The sequence below is a fragment of the Rhizobium sp. AN6A genome, from assembly GCF_900215635.1.
Taxonomy (GTDB): domain Bacteria; phylum Pseudomonadota; class Alphaproteobacteria; order Rhizobiales; family Rhizobiaceae; genus Agrobacterium; species Agrobacterium tumefaciens.
On sequence record NZ_OCNC01000004.1, the window covers coordinates 674,944 to 693,897 of the forward strand.

The 18,954-nt window shown below is 58.4% G+C and carries 16 protein-coding genes and 1 pseudogene; 6 read left to right on the forward strand and 11 right to left on the reverse strand.

Annotated features, from left to right (window positions below):
• Window positions 1-8: 8 nt before the first annotated feature.
• From CRO62_RS15950 to CRO62_RS15960, 3 genes are all read left to right on the forward strand, one after another.
• A complete protein-coding gene (locus CRO62_RS15950) occupies window positions 9-1,379 on the forward strand; it encodes a virulence factor (protein ID WP_414896257.1) in 1,371 nt (456 codons plus the stop codon).
• A 288-nt stretch (window positions 1,380-1,667) separates the two neighbouring features.
• Window positions 1,668-2,993 (forward strand): telomere resolvase, encoded by a 1,326-nt coding sequence (locus CRO62_RS15955; RefSeq protein WP_097100855.1) that lies wholly within the window; start codon window positions 1,668-1,670, stop codon window positions 2,991-2,993.
• 378 nt (window positions 2,994-3,371) lie between these two features.
• Window positions 3,372-5,699, forward strand: a complete 2,328-nt coding sequence (locus CRO62_RS15960; RefSeq protein WP_179784546.1) for a DUF1217 domain-containing protein — start codon at window positions 3,372-3,374, stop codon at window positions 5,697-5,699.
• A 53-nt stretch (window positions 5,700-5,752) separates the two neighbouring features.
• Here the strand turns inward: CRO62_RS15960 and CRO62_RS15965 are convergent, their stop codons facing one another.
• The 7 genes from CRO62_RS15965 to graD form a co-directional block, all read right to left on the reverse strand.
• Window positions 5,753-7,039 (reverse strand): MFS transporter, encoded by a 1,287-nt coding sequence (locus CRO62_RS15965; RefSeq protein ID WP_154961530.1) that lies wholly within the window; start codon window positions 7,037-7,039, stop codon window positions 5,753-5,755.
• Window positions 7,040-7,259: 220 nt separating this feature from the next.
• Complete coding sequence (locus CRO62_RS15970; RefSeq protein ID WP_097100857.1) at window positions 7,260-7,598, reverse strand: YciI family protein; 339 nt, start codon at window positions 7,596-7,598, stop codon at window positions 7,260-7,262.
• A complete protein-coding gene (gene graB / locus CRO62_RS15975) occupies window positions 7,595-8,482 on the reverse strand; it encodes a hydroxyquinol 1,2-dioxygenase (RefSeq protein ID WP_097100858.1) in 888 nt (295 codons plus the stop codon). The genes CRO62_RS15970 and graB overlap by 4 nt, the downstream gene beginning before the upstream one ends.
• A gap of 40 nt (window positions 8,483-8,522) precedes the next feature.
• Entirely contained in the window at window positions 8,523-9,578 is a 1,056-nt protein-coding gene (gene graC, locus CRO62_RS15980; RefSeq protein ID WP_097100859.1) for a maleylacetate reductase, read from the reverse strand.
• Between the two features lie 3 nt (window positions 9,579-9,581).
• Window positions 9,582-10,565, reverse strand: a complete 984-nt coding sequence (gene tsdA, locus CRO62_RS15985) for a gamma-resorcylate decarboxylase (protein WP_003514143.1) — start codon at window positions 10,563-10,565, stop codon at window positions 9,582-9,584.
• 46 nt (window positions 10,566-10,611) lie between these two features.
• Complete coding sequence (gene graA, locus CRO62_RS15990) at window positions 10,612-11,841, reverse strand: FADH(2)-dependent resorcinol hydroxylase oxygenase component (protein ID WP_097100860.1); 1,230 nt, start codon at window positions 11,839-11,841, stop codon at window positions 10,612-10,614.
• 36 nt (window positions 11,842-11,877) lie between these two features.
• Window positions 11,878-12,417 (reverse strand): FADH(2)-dependent resorcinol hydroxylase reductase component, encoded by a 540-nt coding sequence (gene graD / locus CRO62_RS15995; protein ID WP_097100861.1) that lies wholly within the window; start codon window positions 12,415-12,417, stop codon window positions 11,878-11,880.
• Between the two features lie 206 nt (window positions 12,418-12,623).
• Between graD and CRO62_RS16000 the strand changes: the two genes are divergently transcribed.
• Together CRO62_RS16000 and CRO62_RS16005 are read left to right on the forward strand one after the other, a co-directional pair.
• Entirely contained in the window at window positions 12,624-13,055 is a 432-nt protein-coding gene (locus CRO62_RS16000; RefSeq protein WP_025594436.1) for a MarR family winged helix-turn-helix transcriptional regulator, read from the forward strand.
• Window positions 13,056-13,158: 103 nt separating this feature from the next.
• Window positions 13,159-13,545 (forward strand): hypothetical protein, encoded by a 387-nt coding sequence (locus tag CRO62_RS16005; protein WP_097100862.1) that lies wholly within the window; start codon window positions 13,159-13,161, stop codon window positions 13,543-13,545.
• 113 nt (window positions 13,546-13,658) lie between these two features.
• Here CRO62_RS16005 and CRO62_RS27675 read toward each other — a convergent pair.
• The 4 genes and pseudogenes from CRO62_RS27675 to CRO62_RS16025 form a co-directional block, all read right to left on the reverse strand.
• Window positions 13,659-13,850: pseudogene (locus CRO62_RS27675) on the reverse strand (porin family protein); the annotation flags it as partial.
• Window positions 13,851-13,886: 36 nt separating this feature from the next.
• Window positions 13,887-15,284, reverse strand: coding sequence for a HAMP domain-containing sensor histidine kinase (locus CRO62_RS16015; RefSeq protein ID WP_323455506.1), 1,398 nt, complete (start codon window positions 15,282-15,284; stop codon window positions 13,887-13,889).
• A 35-nt stretch (window positions 15,285-15,319) separates the two neighbouring features.
• Window positions 15,320-15,994: a response regulator transcription factor gene (locus tag CRO62_RS16020; RefSeq protein ID WP_097100864.1), complete on the reverse strand. Its 675-nt coding sequence runs from the start codon at window positions 15,992-15,994 to the stop codon at window positions 15,320-15,322.
• Window positions 15,995-16,133: 139 nt separating this feature from the next.
• Window positions 16,134-16,763, reverse strand: coding sequence for a TetR/AcrR family transcriptional regulator (locus CRO62_RS16025; RefSeq protein ID WP_179784547.1), 630 nt, complete (start codon window positions 16,761-16,763; stop codon window positions 16,134-16,136).
• 145 nt (window positions 16,764-16,908) lie between these two features.
• Between CRO62_RS16025 and CRO62_RS16030 the strand changes: the two genes are divergently transcribed.
• On the forward strand, window positions 16,909-18,945 hold the full coding sequence (locus CRO62_RS16030; RefSeq protein ID WP_097100865.1) for an NADH:flavin oxidoreductase: 2,037 nt from the start codon (window positions 16,909-16,911) through the stop codon (window positions 18,943-18,945).
• Window positions 18,946-18,954 lie beyond the last annotated feature (9 nt).

An 18,954-nucleotide genomic window follows, 5' to 3' on the forward strand; every position in this document is an offset into this window, starting at 1 on the left:
AATACAGCATGCTGAAGGCAGCCCTTGCCGCTTCCGCCCTGTTCCTCTCCCCATTGTTTGCTTCCAGTGCCGTCTTTTCGCAGGACAAGCCAGCCTATGACACCGGCATGATCCCCGCCGAGCACATCATGGTGCCGGATGGCGAAATCCTCGCCAGTGTCTTCCTTATTTCCGATGCGGACGGATGGACCAGCACCGACGAAGAACGCGCCAAAGCACTGGTGGAAAAGGGTGCCGCGGTGGTCGGCATCGATTTCAAGGAATATCTCAAGGCACTAGAGGCCGATGATGACGAGTGTATCTATATGATCTCGGACATCGAGTCGCTGTCGCAGCAGATCCAGCGTACCGCCGGGACCGCCAGCTATCGCCAGCCTATCCTCACCGGCATCGGCAAGGGCGGAACGCTGGCGCTCGCCATGATCGCGCAAAGCCCGGTCTCCACCGTTCAGGAAGCCATCGCGGTTGACCCCAAGGCTGGCCTGCCGCTTGAAAAGATACTCTGCACCCCCGCCACCAAGGATAAGGTGGACGGTGAAACGGTTTATGGCCTGACCGATGGCCCGCTGCCAGCTCCTGTCAGCGTGCTGTTCACGCCCGATGCGGATCAGAAGGGCCGCGACCATGTTAACGCCCTGGTGAAGCTTCATCCCGATATCGAAGTGACTGATGTGACAGGCAAGGCGGATGAGGTTTTATCCCAGATCCTGTCCGACAAGGTCGACGCGGCGGGCGATACCAGCAGCCCGCTAGGCCTGCCAATCACGGTTCTCGAAACGAGCCCGGCGATGGACACCATGGCGGTGATCTATTCCGGTGACGGCGGCTGGCGCGATCTCGACGAGGAAGTCGGCGGCGCGCTGCAAAAGCAGGGGATACCTGTGATCGGCGTCGATGCCCTGCGTTATTTCTGGAAAGAAAAACAACCGCAGGAAGTAGCCAATGACCTTGCGCGCATCATCGACACCTACCGCAAGGAATGGAAGGTTCGGAACGTGGTGCTGATCGGCTATTCCTTTGGCGCCGATATCATTCCCGCCACCTATAATCTCCTGCCTGAACGCGCGAAATCCCATGTCGTGCAGCTGACGCTGCTTGGACTTTCGACCGAAGTCGATTTCGAGATTTCCGTCCAGGGCTGGCTCGGCGTTGCCGGCGAAGGCAAGGGCGGCAAGACCATCGACGATATCGTCAAGATCGACCCGAAGCTGGTGCAATGCGTCTATGGCACGGAGGAAGAGGATGAAGACCCCTGCCCCGGCCTGAAGGCAAAGGGCGTGGAGACGATCGGCATCGAGGGTGGCCACCATTTCGATGAGGACTATGAGGGGCTTGCCAAGCGCATCGTGACCTCCCTGAAAACCCGACTACCGAAATAGGCTGTTGCGACCTCTGCGGCTTCGGGAGAATTCCCGAAGCCCATACTTCCATCAGAATTCAATCACCCGAAGCGCCGCCGGCAGGATGCCGGCTCCCCGAATGACCGATCTCGGCTCGCAAACCTTCCTTGAAGGTTCCACGCATCACGGCCATACTTGCGGAATCGATTAAACTATTATTCAAAAGAAATATGCTGGCGGCGAATATCCATGGCATTTCCGCAACCATGCTTCTGTTGATTGCCAATCATAGATTTTATATTTCCCGACCGGTTCAGGGGCCGCCGTATGCTCGCACGAAAGACCAAAACTCCAGTTCTCGTGGAACGCATCGACCAGTTCGTCGGTCGGGTCAGGGAGGCGATGAAAAGCAGCGAGGCGTTGCGAAACAAAAAAATCCGCGATCTTTGGGACGCAGAGGTCCGCTACCATTTCGACAATGGCCGCACGGAAAAGACGCTCGAACTTTACATCATGAAATATCGCTATGCCCTGAAGGCCGAATTTGGCGCAAAGAGCACCCCGCTTGCCATCTGCAACATGAAAAAGCTGCGGGAGCGGCTAAAGACCTATATAGAGCGGGCCGACTATCCGAAAACCGGCGTTGCGACCTCCATTGTCGAAAAGATCGAACGGGCGGAATTCAACACCGCTGGCCGCAAGCCGACAGTGCTTTTGCGGATCGCGGATTTTATTGCAGCGATGAACGGCCTGGGCTCGAAAGAAGAGATGCAGGCTTTGTGGACCGCTGAAATCGACCTCATGAAGGGCAGAGCCCAGACGACGATCATTTCCTACATCACGAAATACCGCAACGCTATCCGCGAAGCCTTTGGCGATGAGCATCCAATGCTGAAGATCGCCACCGGCGATGCAGCGATGTACGACGATGCGCGCCGGGTCAAGATGGAGAAGATCGCCAACAAGCATGGTGCGCTGATCACGTTCGAAAATTACCGGCAGGTTCTGAAGATTTGCACCGATTGCCTCCAGTCCAACGATCCGCTGATGATCGGCATCGGTCTGATCGGCATGACGGGGCGACGCCCCTACGAGGTCTTTACACAGGCCGAGTTTTCACCCGCCCCCTATGGCAAGGGTGTTTCCAAATGGAGCATCCTGTTTAACGGTCAGGCCAAGACGAAGCAGGGCGAAGGAACGAAATTCGGGATTACCTACGAGATCCCGGTCCTTGCACGCTCCGCAACCATCCTGTCCGCCTACCAGCGCCTGCGCGAAAGCGGGCAGGGAAAATTGTGGCACGGCATGTCGATCGACGATTTTTCATCGGAAACCCGCCTGCTGCTTCGGGACACGGTTTTTAATCTGTTCGAGGATCTCTGGCCGAAGGAAGAACTGCCCAAGCCCTATGGCCTGCGGCACCTTTATGCGGAGGTGGCGTATCACAATTTCGCGCCGCCCCATGTCACCAAGAACAGCTATTTCGCGGCCATCCTCGGACACAATAATAACGACCTCGAAACCTCGCTGTCCTACATGACCTACACGCTTCCGGAAGACCGCGACGATGCATTGGCGCGAGCCAAACGCACGAATGAGCGCACATTGTTGCAGATGGCGACCATCGCCCCCGTCTCCCGCAAAAACCCGTAGCAGTACCCGGAACTGCCCTAGAAAAAACCTCTAGTACGGCCTTGCCCCAGGATAGCGCTGAACACGCTGCCAGCGGTATTTTCGCACGTCTGTCCCAACAGCCCGGACAAATGTGCCGCCCTCAGCTTTTGCCAAGTCTTTCCCCTTTGTTTGCCGGCGTGGTGTTGGCGTTGGTGCTTTAGGGCCGCTTCTGCCTGCACGCGATCTGAACGCAGCCACGCGCCAAACGATCAATATAAATCTCAACTAATTTAATAATACAAAATATTTATTCTACATATTACTTTTAATCATACAGCTACGCGCAAGACTATACTGCAACTCTCCGCTTCATAACTGGTTCACGCACAGATTCTGCCATAGTTTTTTCGGAGACACATGGTGCTGCCCGCATATACGACTTACGCTCTTTACAATCGTGATATGGAATTGACGCTGAAACGCGTCGCGAACGACCCCGTCGTATCGCGCGACGCCAAATATTATGCGGATAATATCGGCAAGGTCAAAAACCTTGACGCGTTCCTGAAGGACTTCCGGCTCTATTCCTACGCCATGAAGGCGCATGGACTGGAGGAAATGATCTATGCCACCGCCTTCATGAAGAAGGTGCTGGAAAGCAATCTCAACGATCCGAACAGCTTCGCCAACAAACTGAAGGATACGCGATACCGCGACTTCGCTGCCTCTTTCGATTTTGGCACGATCAAAGCGGAAAAATCGGTTCAGACAAAATCACAGCAGGACCGGTTGATTGCCACCTATCACGCTACGATCGAACAGGAAGGCGCCGAATTAAAGGAAGAGACCCGTTTTTATAACATTGCCATCGAGAAGGTCGGGCATGTCGACGATATCTTCAAGAACACGCGGCTTCGGGATTATGTCTTCAAATCCTTCGGCATCGACCCCGAGACCTTCAGCTACAAGCACGTCAAAAACGTTCTGACGAGCGATATCAGCAATGCCGATAGCTACATCAACAAGACCTACAAGTCATTGATCCCGGAGTGGAAGGCAAAGGCGGCCGATCTGCGCATAGAACGTGCAGGCGTCGCGTCCACCGACAAACCGGCGCTCGCAAAGATCGACTACCTGATCAGCCAATATAACAAGCGTATCAACGATGCCAACAAACTGTTCGAGATGGCGGCCGCGTTTAATTTCCGCGACGACGGCCGCGTAGATGACGGCATGCCGGCGCAGACGGCTGCGCAGAGGCGACTGATTAACGAAACCTACGTTCTTTCAAATCCCCGCCTGACGCAGGCCGGAGCTGTTCTCAACCGCGAGTATTTCGCGGACAAGATGAAAACCATCACCGAGGCCAGCCAGATGACGCAGTTTGCGCGCCTTAGAACGATGCTCATCGTCAGCTTCAATCTGACGGACAATGATGAGACGGACAAGAAAATCGGCTGGGCCGTCTTGCAGGATCCGAATGATCCGAAAAGCCCTATCCACAAGGAGAAGGACAAAGGTCTTGTCGATCTGGCACGCGCCTTCAATTTCGGTGCGGATGGCAAGATCAAGACCGGCAAGGTCGCGCAGACCACCGAACAGCTCAACACCATGATGAACCTCTACTTCAGTCGCTACGATGACAAGGACGAAGCAGCGGACGAAAAGGCAATCAAGAACTACCGGCGCTATATCGGCCTGACGAAAAATCTCGAGGATTTTCTGTCGAACGCGCAGGGCGCGGTCATTATTCGAAACTTTGCCCTGAAGGCCTTCGATATCACCGCTGAAGAAGCCTCGTCCTTCACGCTCAAAAAGGTGTTCACCAGCGATCTGTCGGACCCGAAAAGTTACGTTTACACTTTGAAGGACGAGCGTTTCGTGCGGCTGGCCAAGGCTTTCAACTTTGATGCCGAGGGCAAGATCGGCTCACCACGGCTCGCCCAGTCGGAAAACGAGATCACCCGAATATCGCGAAATTATCTGACGGAAGTTACCCGGTGGGACAAGGACAAAAAGGCCAGGGAGAAAGGCGAGGCGGAGGTCACCTATTATCGCCAGAAAATGGAAACGCTTGAAACCGTCGATCAATTGCTTGCCGACCGCCGCCTGCTCGATTTCATGCTTGTTGCACAGGGTATCGACCCCAAAACGGTCACCACCGATTACCTCAAGAAGATCTTCAAGTCCGACCTCAAGGACCCCAAAAGTTTCGCTAATACCGAAAAAAATGCCCGCTTCCGCGCACTTGCCGGCTCCTTCAATTTCGACGCCAAGGGGAATATCGTCGCGAAAGCTGGCCAGAGCGTGCAGAACACCCGCAGCCTCATGGAAACACGCGACAAATATGTTCGGCAGACGCTGGAACAGCGGGTCGGCGAAGAAAATTCCGGCGTTCGCCTTGCGCTCTATTTCAAGCGCATGGCCGCCAGCATTTCCAATCCCTACGACATACTCGCCGACAATGCGCTTGCGGAGTTCACCCGCACCGCCGTTGGAATTCCCGCCGAAACCGCAAACTCCAAGGTGGATGCGCAGGCAAAGATGATCGAGAAGAAGCTGAAGATAAAGGACCTGCAGGACCCCAAGAAGGTCGAAAAACTGGTCAATCGCTTTTTGCTGACATTCGAAGCGAATAACGCAACGTCGGATCCGCGTCTCGCTCTATTCGGCAGCGGCAGCACGTCCATCAGCGGCAATACACTCGCGACGTTGGGGCAACTCCGCAGCCGTCACAGAGGCTAGACCATCCATAAGTGCTGGCCGCAGGTTTTGCCCTGCGGCCAACATCATCTTAGTCAAACCCGCCCGTCGCCTGAAGTGCGGTAGAGCAGGGTCAATACGGTCAAAGCCAGCCCGACCAGCGCGACCGAGCCGAAAATGTAGAAGTTCCACTCCGGAGCCAGGCCCCGTTGCAGCACGAGACCGCCGATCATCGGACCGGCGATGCCGCCCAACCGCCCGACGGCCAGGGAAAAGCCAAGACCCGTACCGCGAATATGGACAGGATAAAGCCGCCCGACCAGAACGTTGGCAAGAATCTGGGTTCCAATCGTTCCCGCACCCGCAAGGGCAACGAAGAGATAGAGCAACGGCCCCTTGTTCACCGTCAAGGCCCAGATCGAGGCCGCGCCAATGGCAAACAGGACGGCCACAACCACCTTGACGTTACCCTTGTCGGCGAAGCGCCCACCGATGAGAATGCCGATTGCGGCTCCGACATTGAGCATGATGGAAAAGCTGAGCGCCGAACTGATATCGTAGCCCATCTTGTTCATGATGGTGGGCAGCCAGTTGACCATGCCGAAGGTCAACAGAAGCGAGCAAAAGTGAATACCCCAGGCATTCAGCGTAGAAAGCAGCCGGCCTTCCGAGAACAGGGCGCCCACACCGCCCTTTTGGATCTTGGCATGCGGCGTAATGCGTTGCAGGCCGTAGGTGTCGCAAATCCCGTCTGCCTCTGCCTGCCGGCCCTTGCTTGCCAGCCATTCCGGCGATTCCGGCAGGAGCCGCATGAACAGCGGCAGAAGAATAAGCGGCAGGCCGCCGATCAGCATCAATGGCCGCCAGCCATAGCTCTCCAGAAGCAGGATACCCATCAGGCCGGAAATGATGCCGCCGATAAGATAACCGAGGAACGACAGGGAGTTTGCCTGTGCCCTGCGCTTGGGCGGCGAGAATTCCAGCACGAGCGCGGTCACCGTCGGCAGGAGCGCGCCAAGGCCGAGACCGGCGAAGAAGCGCGTGATTTCGAAAGCAAGAAAGTTCGGCGTCATGGCCGAGGCAATCATCATCGCTGAAAATCCGGCAAGGCTGATGAGAACGACCTTCCGGCGGCCGATACGGTCCGCCATGGTGCCGGCAAACAGCGCGCCGAGCAGCATGCCCACCAGCGTCAAGGCGGCAGCCCGCCCGACCATGGCCGGATTGAGCGCCCATGCGCCTTCTTTTAGCAACGCCGGTGCAACCGCGCCGTAAACGACCAGATCGTAACCGTCGAACATGATCATCAGGCCGCATGTCGCGATGACGCCAGCCGGGTTCTTCGTCCGCACCGAGGCGGCGCTCATATAGTTCGTGGACATATTCCTCCCTTTCACGCATGAACGCGCCACCCGGAATGGATCGACGTCTTCCCGTTCCTGCGATTGCTCCCTGGGTGCCCGGCTTGCTCCACCCTGATGTGCGCCTCGCTCCTGTCAAGACACATATCGCCGGTATCACCCGCCTTCGATTAAATGTTGCGTTTGCAAAAATTGCAATTGAAATATTAACAATCGCCAACTGCCATTGCAGGCGTGGATTTCAGTTGCCTTGCAGCCCCGAAATCCTCGACAAAGTCGGCGTCCAGTTCAAAATACGAATGCGGTTATAGACGCCGTGAATGACAAAAGGGTCGGCGTCGCTAAAAGCCATGACGTCCTCGATACAGCGGGCTTCAGCAATGATGAGGGCCGCGGCAGACCCTCCGCCCTCCGCCTGCATCGGGCCGGATGCGAGAATTCTGAATCCTTCCGGCACGCCATCTTCGTTGCGTAAATGAGCCTTGTGGGCACTCATCTGCGCCAACCTTTGCTCCACGGCAGCGGGATCACTTTCCGCAAAACGCACATAGAGCCGGGGACGGTCGCTACCGCCGGTCATCGGGCGAGCACGAAATCGTGGTTCACCGACCAGAACCAGCCGTTGGTGAACCCCAGCTCCTGCGCCCTCTGCGCATCCTCCACCCGCTGAAAATCGGCCAGCAGGCTTTCCTTCACACCGAAAACCGCATCCGAACGAATGTAGGGATCGTCAGGGTCGAAAATATGCGTGACGAGCGTGGTGAAGCCTTCCGCCGAAACGATGTAATGCAGATGCGCTGGCCGGTAGGGATGGCGCCCCATGGCCCGCAAAAGCTGCCCCACGGGGCCATCATCCGGTATCGGGTAATATTTCGGCTTCGCAGCCCGGAACCAGTAGCGTCCGTCCTCACCGGTGACGAATACGCCACGCAGGTTGAAATCGGGCTGAATGCCCTTCTGCTGCACGTCGTAGAAACCTTCGTCATTGGCCTGCCAGACGTCGATGCGGGCGCCTGCGACCGGTACTCCATCGGTGTCAAGAATGCGGCCGGTTACCAGCATGTCCTCGCCCTTGCCGTCGAGGCAGATATTGGCGCCCATCGGCATCTCAGGCGCATCGGCCACATGAAAAGGCCCGAGAACGGTGGATTCCGACGCGCCGCTCGGCTTGCGGTGGTTGATCGCATCGACCAGCATGGAAACGCCGAGAATATCGGAAAACAGGATCCACTCCTGCCGCCATTCATTGCAGATCTGGCCGACCTCGGTCAAAAAATGGATCGCCTTCATCCATTCCTCTTCAGTCGGCTCAATTTCTTTCACCGCCTCGTGAAGCTTGCGGGTGACGACCGCCATGATCTCCCTGAGACGCGGATCGTCACAATCGCGCATGCGGGCGATCACGGTTTCAGCCGAACGTTCCTCGACGAAATAGCCGTCGTCACCGGTCGTTTTCATGTCCATAATGTCCTCCTCCCATCACTGCCGCTCCCTGCTTGCCGGATCACTCCGGCCTTGCGCCCTCGAAGGCGCGTTGCAACAGAGCGCGGATCGCGGTTTTTTCAACTGGCCGCGGGCACCAGTAAGGATTGGCGGTCGCAAGCTCGGCCATAGGGTCGATATCTTCCTCGCCAACACCGAGTGCTGCAAGGCTTGCCGGCGCGCCGAGCCGGGCGGCAAAATCGTAAAGACCCATCCCTGCCCTGCCACCGACAAGTGCGGCCAGCGGCGCAAGCTGATCCGGCACCGCCTGCTCCACATAAGCGATGGTGTGCGGCAGAAGGACCGCATGGGTTTCCGCATGCGGCAGGTCCAGACTACCACCCAGCGTGTGGCAAAGCTTGTGATGCAGCGACATGCCAACAGCGCCAAGCACCGTGCCACATAGCCACGCGCCGTAAAGTGCTGTTTCGCGCGCCTTGGTATCTTGCGGCTCCATCCTCACACCGGGAAGCGCCTCGATCATCGCCCGCAACCCTTCCACCGCAATCATACTGGCGATGGGATTGCGATCCCGAGCATAAAGCGCCTCTGCCGCATGGGCCATGGCGTTTAGCCCGCTGGTCATGCTGATGCCAACAGGTAATCCAAGCGTCAGCTCGGCATCGTAAATCACCACTTCCGGCAGGATTTCCGGACCGCGCAGGGTGGTCTTCACCCCATTTTCCGTCTGGCCAAGAATGGGCGTCACCTCAGAGCCGGCATAGGTCGTTGGAATGACGATCTGCGCCGCATCGGTGCGCAAGGCAATGGCCTTGCCGAGACCGGTGGTAGAGCCGCCGCCGAGCGACACGACGCAATCGGCACCGGCAGCGCGATAGGCCTCGACCGCCCTTTTCGTCACCTCAACCGGCGTGTGCATGGCCGCATCGGAAAAGACACCGGCAGCCAATGGGCCAAGCCGGGCCGCCAAAGCCTCCGCATCGCCCTTCTGGTGGGGTGTGGAAAGCACCAACGCCCGTGACAGTCCGAGGCGACGGATTTCCTCCGTCACGCCCACGGAGCTACCCGTGCCAAAGACGATGCGGGCCGGGGCCGCCGTATAGACGAACGGCTGCATGGCTCAGGCTCCGTCGAGCTTGAACAGGCGGCGCGCATTGGTGCGGCCGATCTTTACCCGGTCGGCCTCGGCAATGCTCGTCGCGTTGAACCAGTCGGAGGCATGATCGATGTTCTCGAAGGGCCAGTCGGTGGAGAACAGGATGCGGTCGGCACCGATTTCCAGAATGGCATCGATCAGGGTTTGGGTGCGGAAATTGCCAGAGGTGGTGATGTGGAAATTCTCGTTGAAATAATCCATGAAACGGCGCTTGGCCGGATAGCGCGGCGGCAGCTTCACCCAGGCATTGCGGTGGTCGATGCGCCACATCATGTAGGGCAGGCCCTCGCCCATATGGCCAAGAATGATGTTGAGGCGCGGATGCTCATCGAACAGGCCTGATGCCATGAGGCGCAGCGCGTGAACCGCCGTTTCCTGCGCAAACGCCCAGGTGGGGCCAAGCAGCCAGGGGTGGCCGTCATAGATGCGGGAATCCTGCGGCAGCGGATTGCGCGGATGCAGATAGAAAGGCACGTCAAGCTTTTCCACCTCACCCCAGAATGGGCGATATTGCGGCAGGTCGTAATAAAGCGGTGTCTGGCCATCGCCCTCCTGGCTGAAGCCGTTGACGAGCGCGCCGACGAAACCGAGATCGTTGACGCAGCGCTGAAGCTCCTCGGTCGCCGCATCCGGGTCCTGCAACGGCAGGGCTGCGAAGGCGAGGAAGCGGTCCGGCCGCTTGGCGCATTCTTCAGCCAGGACGTCATTGGCGCGACGCGCAATCTCGATCGCCTTCTTCTTGTCGGGAATAGCCTGCACCGCCGGCGCATTCAGCGACAGGATCATGGTTTCGATGCCATGCGCATCCATCAGCTTCAGGCGCGTATCCTGAATGTCGAGCAGGCGATGCTGCAGTTCCTTCCAGTAATCACCGGGCACGAACCCGGCCGAATCCTGAAGTGTTTCCGGGATTGCGAAATGCTCTTCGAGAGCGACCTTGCCTTGCATGTTATTTCCTCCGAAAATCGCTGTTCAGTTGCCGCCAGATGTGCGGTCAATATTGGCCCTTGGGTTCCAGGCCGAGCATGCTCTGGCCGATCATGGTGCCCACGGCATCCCAGTTCATGCTAATATGGCGGCCGACCGCATTCGCATCCCGCCAGGCCCGCTGGACCGGATTGGAAAGATCGAGCCCGACGCCGCCGGTGGAATCGTTGAGTGCCTGCACGGCGCGCAGCGCCAGAGAGACCGAAAAGGACTGGCCGCGACGGCTCAAAAGCCGGTCGTCCACCGAAAATTCCGCCCGGCCTTCAAGCCTTGCCTGTGAGAGTGCCTGCGCCCGGGCAACGTCGCGCAACAGGATTTCACAAGCGGCATCCACGCTCGCCGCGGCTTCCGCGACACGCAGCTGGATGGTTGGAAATTCCGCCATGCGGTTATTGCCGCCCGCCACCGCACCGCGGGTCACCCGGCCACCGACATGATCGACATAGGCTGCCAGCGCACCCTTGGCTGCGCCGACGCCAGCCGAGGCGAGACAGGAAGGAATGCCGGTCAGAAGCGGCATGTTGAAGAGACCTTCCTGCGCATAAAACCGCCCGCCCGGCGTGTGGCCGCTGGTCGCGTCCGGAAAGGTCAGAACCCGATGTTTGGGAACAAAGACATCATCGAGAACCAGCGTCTTGGAACCCGTGCCGGCCAGCCCGACCACATGCCAGGTGTCTTCAATGGTATATTGGCTTGCAGGCACGAGAAGGAAGGCCGGAACCGGCTTGCCTTCGCCCTGCGGCGGCAGGATGGCGGCGCAGAGAGACCATTGGGCATTCTCGCAGCCCGAGGCAAAGGCCCATTTGCCGCTCAGGCGGTAACCGCCGTCAGCGGCCTCCGCCATCTTTACCGGCGCATAGGAACCACACAGAAGCGCGTCAGGGTTTTCGCCCCAGACATCGGCCTGCGCCTCCTCTGGAAACATCGCCAGCAGCCATTGATGGGCGGAAAGCAGGCCGGCAACCCAGCCTGTCGACGCGCAGGCAGCCGAAAGCTCGATATTGGCTTCGACAAGCTCGGCAAATTCACCGCCCTGCCCGCCGAAGGCCCGCGGTTTGACGATATCGAAATAGCCGATGCCGCGCAGCGCCGCGATATGATTGGCGGGAACGCGGCGCGCCTCCTCTGTTTGTCGGGCGCTGGACCGGAAAAGATCGGCTACACCGGCAACGCGACCGACGAGGCGGACATGCGGGTTCGTTTGCGCCGGCTGTGGCGCATGGCTCATATCGTTCATGATCGTCTCCTCCGAGAATAGTCTAGCCGGGAAATATCAGGCGGACAGGCCTGCCGGGCTTGCGGCGCAATATTGGGCATTTTCGTAAAGCAGCGGCCGCGTCGTCTCACTGACGTCGGCCGACACCACCTGTCCGATAAACACCGTATGCGTTCCATACGGCATTGCCGCGACACGGCGGCAGGCGATGGCGGCATGGGCCGCGGGCAGATAAAGAACACCGTTGTCATGACGCTGCCACTCGCCGTTGCGGAAACGCTCCTCCGGCGAAACCTTGCCGCTGAAAGCATCAGACAAGGCAATCTGGTCCTGCGTCAGCACATTCACGATGAAATCGGGCCGGCAGAGCAGCAATTCGTGCAGAAACGTGCGGTTGTTCAGGCAAACCAGAAGAGAGGGCGGCTCCATCGAAACCGAGGTGACGGCGGTAACCGTCATGCCGTGATCGCGCTGATCACCCGTGGCACAGGCAGTGATGACCGTCACGGTCGCCGGAAAACGGCGCATCGTCGTGCGGAAATTCTGGCCGACGCCTTCAGGCGCAAGATTGTTCAGGCCAAACAGTGCTGATGTCATGAGATCCTCCCAAATCCTGCATTCTTAAATATTTTCATTTGCAACATTTGTCAATGCAAATGTTTTATGGCGGGGGAAGCTGCGATATGGCCTCGCCGTCCCCGGTCTTCTGGAGCGAAACTATTGAAACTGATAGATTATGCCGGTACAGCCGATGGGTGCGCCACGTCATCCGCGCACGTGGTTCTCAAAACGGGGTTTTGCTTGTGTCTTATCAGTTCACTGACTCGGTGCCCTACCTGCTCAACTGGGTAGGTGTTCGGCTTGGAGAGCGCTTCTCCCTGAGGCTGGCATCCTATGACATCACCCTGCCGATGTATCGTGTGCTGGCAACGCTGAGACAACAGGAAAGCAAAACGTTGACCGAGCTTTCCGACCTCGTGTCGGTGGAGATTTCCACGCTTTCCCGGCTTGTTGGCCTGCTCGTCAGACGCAACCTCGTCAGCCGCGAGCGACCTGTCGACAATGCGCGGATCGTGCGCATCACGCTGACGCCAAAGGGTGAAGAACTTGCCGAGGAACTGATGCCCATCGCCGCCATGTTCGAAAAGACCGCGATCGAAGGCCTGGACCCGGCCGAAGTGAAACTTTTCAAAAGCATCCTGCGCCACATCGGCCGCAACATCGCCGGTCTCTGATTCCGCAGGGATTCACTGCCCCGTCACGACCTTCGCGTGCAATGTACTTGTAATGGCTGGTTCCTATCCCTGTGGAAACTCACCACAGCGGAGGAAAATTGCCATGTCCGAGAGATCGTCAACCGCCTTCCTGACAGCGCTCTCCCTTGTCACTGCATCGATCCTGGTTTCGGCCTGCGCCTCGACAGTCATGAAAAGCTACATCGGCGCGCCCATCACCAGCGTGATGCTGGACTATGGGCCGCCGGACAATATCTATAGCCTTGGCGGTGGACAGCAGGCCTACCAGTGGCGGAAGAACAAGACACAGGCTGTCGCCGGATCATCGAGTGGCGAAGTGCGGACAACACGACGCGGCGAGCGTTACGAAGTGTCCGAGACGCCGGGTTATGTCGAGCGCATAGACTGCTTCTATACTTTCTACACACGCAATTCCGGCGGTGAATGGTATGTCACGAGCTTCCGGCAACCGTCGCTCGAATGCGAGTGATCGTTTCCGGATTTCAAACTCCGCCCTCCCAGATTTTTGACCGCCGCTTTGATGCTTGAAGCGGTGGTGTTCGTTGAAACGTTCTCCCTGGGATCTCTCATCGGATGGGCCGGTCAGAAGCGGCAGTTCAGGCCAGCCTTGATGACGTGATCATTTAGATCGGTCTTCGACCTGCCGCTCGCCAAACTTGGCCGACAGGCCGCCGCCGAAGCTCTGTTCGACGCCAGCGCCAACCAGGTAGCCTGTTTCCAGCCGTCGGGACCGGTGACGCCGTTGCCATCCTTGAACTTGGTGGTGGTCAGGCCCGGGGAAACGTGCCTGATCGCTTAAAATCCCATCAGCTAGACAGTGTCAGCCGCAGCATCTTTCGAAGCCACCGAGCGAATTTCCAGCCGAACGCAAAAGCCGGGATTGAGATCAAGAAACAGGACACGTCCGCAATGAAGCTCGGCCGCCTTCTGGACCAGGTTCAACCCGAGGCCGGCTCCCGGCGAGTTCGTGTTGACGCGGTGAAACGGCTCGAATACCTGCTCGCGCTCCGAGACGGGTATGCCCGGCCCTTCATCGCAAACGTCAATGAAGCCCGCAGCACCGACCCGGATCGTGATAGCGCCCTTGCCGCCGCCATGATCGATTGCGTTGCGAACGAGATTGACGACCGCCATCTCGATGATCGAAGTCTGGACCGTGAACACGGCCTCTCCTTCACTCGGCTCGAAATCGAACTCGTAACCGGCATCCATCGCAATCGGCGCGAGATCGGTCGCGATGCGCTCGACAAGGATGTTCAGGTCCTGCCGCTCGGCGGGTAATTCCACCACGCCGACCGCCTGCATCTCCAGCAACTGGTGCGCAACGCGTGTGAGGCGATCGATATCGGCCCGGAGTTGTCGGCTCAGCGCGTCATCGGGCAAAAGATCGGCCCTGATCCGCGCGATTGCAATCGGCGTTCTCAACTCATGCGCGGCATCTGCAAGGAAGCGGTTACGGCGATTATATCCCTCATCCAGCTTGGAGAGCGCGACGTTGAAGGCATTTACCAGGGGAATGATTTCGCTGGGTACCTTGGAACGATTGATACGGGCGGACCTGTTCTCGAAATTGATGGATTGCGCCTGGCTGACCGTTTCCATGAGGCCGCCAAGTGAACGGCCGACCGCCCTCGGGGTCACGATCAATGTCGCGATACCAGTCAGGATCAGCATGGGCACGACGACGATAAGAATGATGAAGCCTACACCCGGCAAGACAGTAAGCCAGCGGATCTCGCCGTTGGCATCCTTTTCCAGATCCAACTGCATACTGATCCATAGGCTGAGGCCGTCATTCGGGACGCCTTTTTCCGTCCCGGCAATGAATTGCAGCCGCCCGGCAGGCGTATCACGGTTTTCCATGGTGGCCCGGACTGTTTCCCCGGCTTCCAGACGCGCCCTTTCGATGCTTGACGGAAAAACTGCCGCCAAAGCCGGTGCTGGGATTTCTCCATATCGCAGGACGATTTCATCGGCGTCCCGCACCAAGAACCAAAGATTCGGATAGCGCTGTTTCAGCTCGACCAATCCGGGCGTGGGCAAAACTTGCGCGCGGCCCTGCCCATCCTTTGTCACGCTTTCCGCAACGATGCGGACAGCCTCTTCATTGGCACCCTCCAGCCGTGGATCAATGATCCAGATCCAGCCGACGAGGAGGATGACAAACAGAACGAGCAAGAACGCCTGCAAGGCGAAAAGACGCTTCATCAGCGCCCACCGCAGGGATCGGTTGCGCTCCTGCTTCATGTATTCGACCGGATGAGATAGCCGATGTTTCGCACGGCTCTTATCTCGACCGTGGCTTCGGCCTGCGCGAGCTTCTTCCTGATGCGGGAGATATGGGCGTCGAGAGCATTCGATTCGATCTCATCATCCAGGGTGTAAACCGCCTCGACCAGGTTGGAACGCGTCACGATGCGGTTCGGGCGTCGCATCAGAGCCTCGAGCGCCAGATATTCCCGCCGCCGAAACTCGATGATGGCACCGGCAACTGTGACTTCATTACTCTTCGGATCAATGCTCAGATTTCCGAAGCTCAGATATTGGCTGGAAAGCGAAGGGCCGCGCCTGTGCAGCGCCCGAAGACGGGCAAGCAATTCCTCGATCGCAAAGGGCTTGGCGAGGTAATCATCCGCGCCGGCGTCAAGACCGTCAACGCGGTGATCGACACTTCCGAGCGCCGTCAGAACGAGGATCGGCACGGAATGCCTGGCTTTGCGAAGCGAAGACACAAGGTTCAAACCTTCACCATCCGGAAGGCGACGATCCAGAACCAGCACATCGTAAGACCCGTCACGCGCCAGCGCGTCGGCATCGGCAATCGTCCTGACATGATCCGCAAGCACATCACGCCGCCGCAGGGCTTCGAGCAGGGCCCGCGCCATTTCCGGTTCATCCTCGAGAAGCAGGATTCGCAATGACTTTTCCCCAAAGGTGAACTCTTGCCGCACTCACCACTGGTCGGTGAATGTTACAGCTACATTGCAGGCAAGGAGCCGGACTATCCTTCTCTCACCCTCCTGCCAGACGCAAATCGACCGTCACACCTTGGATGCCTTATCCCGGCCTGTACCCATGTCTTGCATAAAACCGGTCAAGCTCCCGCTGCTGCGGCACCTCACCGGTGTAGATCGCAATATAGTCCGGGATCCTTTTCATGCGCACGGCCACATCTTCCTCCGATTGCATGGAGATGTAGCCGATCTGCACGAGATAGGTGGTGCGGGCACGCACATCCGCCATATTTTCGGCATGGCCAAAACGCATGAACATGCGCGAAAGCGCATCCATTCTCGTCTGATCGGCCTTACGCACCTCGGCAAGAATGTCATTGGATTGAAGAGCCCAGCTGCGAACTGCAAATTCGAACCTGTTGTCGAACAGGCCGGCATCCAGCCAGCAATCGAAAACATTCAGCATCGCTTCTGCCAAAGTCTCCGCATAGGCCTGCGACTGCCTGACGATGCTGCCGGTATTCTTTTCGCGCCAGCGGGAGACGAGTGCGGCCAGCAACTCCTCCCGATCCTTGAAGAACCAGTAGAAACTCGTGCGCGAAAGATTCAGCTTTTTCGCCAACGGCAGGATTTTCACGGAATCCACCCCGGATTCGAGAAGTGCCTGGTAGGCGGCCTCAAGCCAGCCCTCCTGCGATCCACGCCAACCGGTCTCGTTCAATGTCGCTTCCATGATGATTTCCTAGCAAATCGGTCTGGTCGCGACAAGGCGAATGTCCACTCATGTCAAATGCATAAACACAAGTGTTTTATTAATTGACACATATGTACATTCCCGCTTAGCCTTCTCCCATAAACGTTCTCGGAGCACGGTCGCCATGTCGAATGACCCCCTTCTTCAGCCCTACCAGCTAAAGCATCTCACCCTGCGAAACCGCATCATCGTTACCTCGCATGAACCGGCCTATCCGGAGGACGGCATGCCGAAAGGGCGCTACCGCGCCTATACGCTCGAGCGGGCAAAGGGCGGCGTCGCCATGACGATGACGGCAGGCTCCGCAGCCGTCTCGAAAGACAGCCCGCCCGTCTTCAACAACCTCTTGGCCTACAAGGATGAAATCGTTCCCTGGATCAGGGAAATGACCGACGCCGTGCATGAAGAGGGTGCAGCGATCATGATCCAGCTGACGCATCTCGGCCGCCGCACGCGCTGGGACAAGGGCGACTGGCTGCCAGTGCTGGCACCATCCCACCAGCGGGAAGCCGCGCATCGCGCTTTTCCGAAGAAGATCGAGGACTGGGATATCGAGCGCATCATCAAGGACTTCGCCGACGCTGCGGAACGCATGAAGGCGGGCGGCATGGACGGGGTGGAGCTTGAAGCCTATGGCCATCTCATCGACCAGTTCGTCTCGCCGCTGACCAACGAGCTGGATGGCCCCTATGGCGGTTCACTGGACAACCGCATGCGTTTCTGTTTCGACGTCTTCAGGGCAATGCGCGAGCGTGTCGGCGACGATTTCATCCTCGGGGTTCGATATACCGCCGACGAATGTCTTGAAGGCGGCACCGGAAAGGCGGAAGGCCTCGAAATCTCGCGCCGGTTGCGGGATAGCGGCCTGATCGACTATCTCAACGTTATCAGGGGTCATATCGACACCGATCCCGGCCTGACCGACGTCATTCCCATTCAGGGCATGGCGAACGCGCCGCATCTGGACTTCGCGGGCGAAATCCGCGCGGCAACCAGTTTCCCCACCTTCCACGCCGCCAAGATCCAGGATGTCGCCACCGCCAGATACGCCATCGCTTCCGGCAAGGTCGACATGGTCGGCATGACCCGCGCCCACATGACCGATCCGCATATCGTGCGGAAAATCATGGAAAAGCGGGAGGACGATATCAGGCCTTGCGTGGGCGCCAATTACTGTCTCGACCGCATCTATCAGGGCGGCCTCGCCTTCTGCATTCACAATCCGGCGACAGGCCGCGAAGAAACGATGCCGCACGAGATCACCAAGGCGACGGAAAGCCTGAAGGTCGTGATCGTCGGCGCCGGTCCGGCCGGGCTGGAGGCCGCGCGTGTCTGTGCCGAACGCGGCCATGAGGTCGTCGTCTTCGAGGCCGCAAACGATCCGGGCGGCCAGATCCGCCTGACCGCGCAAAGCGAACGCCGCCGCGAAATGATCAGCATTATCGACTGGCGCATGAGCCAGTGCGAAAGGCTCGGCGTCACCTTTCACTTCAACAGCTGGGCGGAAGCGGACACGGTGCTCTCGGAAAGCCCCGATGTCGTCATCATCGCCACCGGCGGATTGCCGCATACCGATGTGCTTTCAAACGGCAATGATCTGGTCGTTTCCTCGTGGGATATCATTTCCGGCGACGTCAAGCCGGGAACGAATGTGCTGGTTTTCGACGATGCCGGCGACCATGCGGGCTTGCAGGCAGCAGAACTTCTCGCAAAGGTGGGCGCAAAAGTGGAGATCATGACCCCGGATCGCGCCTTCGCGCCTGAAGTCATGGCGATGAACCTCGTTCCTTACATGCGCTCACTGCAAAAACTCGACGTCACCTTCACCGTCACCTATCGGCTGGAAGCAGCGGAAAGAAACGGCAACCAACTCGTCGCCCACGTCGGGAGCGACTACGGCGGCGTGACGAAATCAAGGACCGTGGACCAGATCGTCGTCAATCACGGCACGGTGCCGCTGGACGATCTCTATTTCGACCTCAAGCCCGACTCCAAGAACCTCGGCGAAATATCCTACGACGCCTTGCTGGAGGGCTCCGCCCAAACCGTCGAGCGCAACCCTGGCGGTGCCTACCGGCTGTTCCGCATCGGCGACGCGGTCGCCGCACGCAATACACATGCGGCGATCTACGATGCGCTGCGTCTCGCAAAGGACATTTGAGAGGGCCGC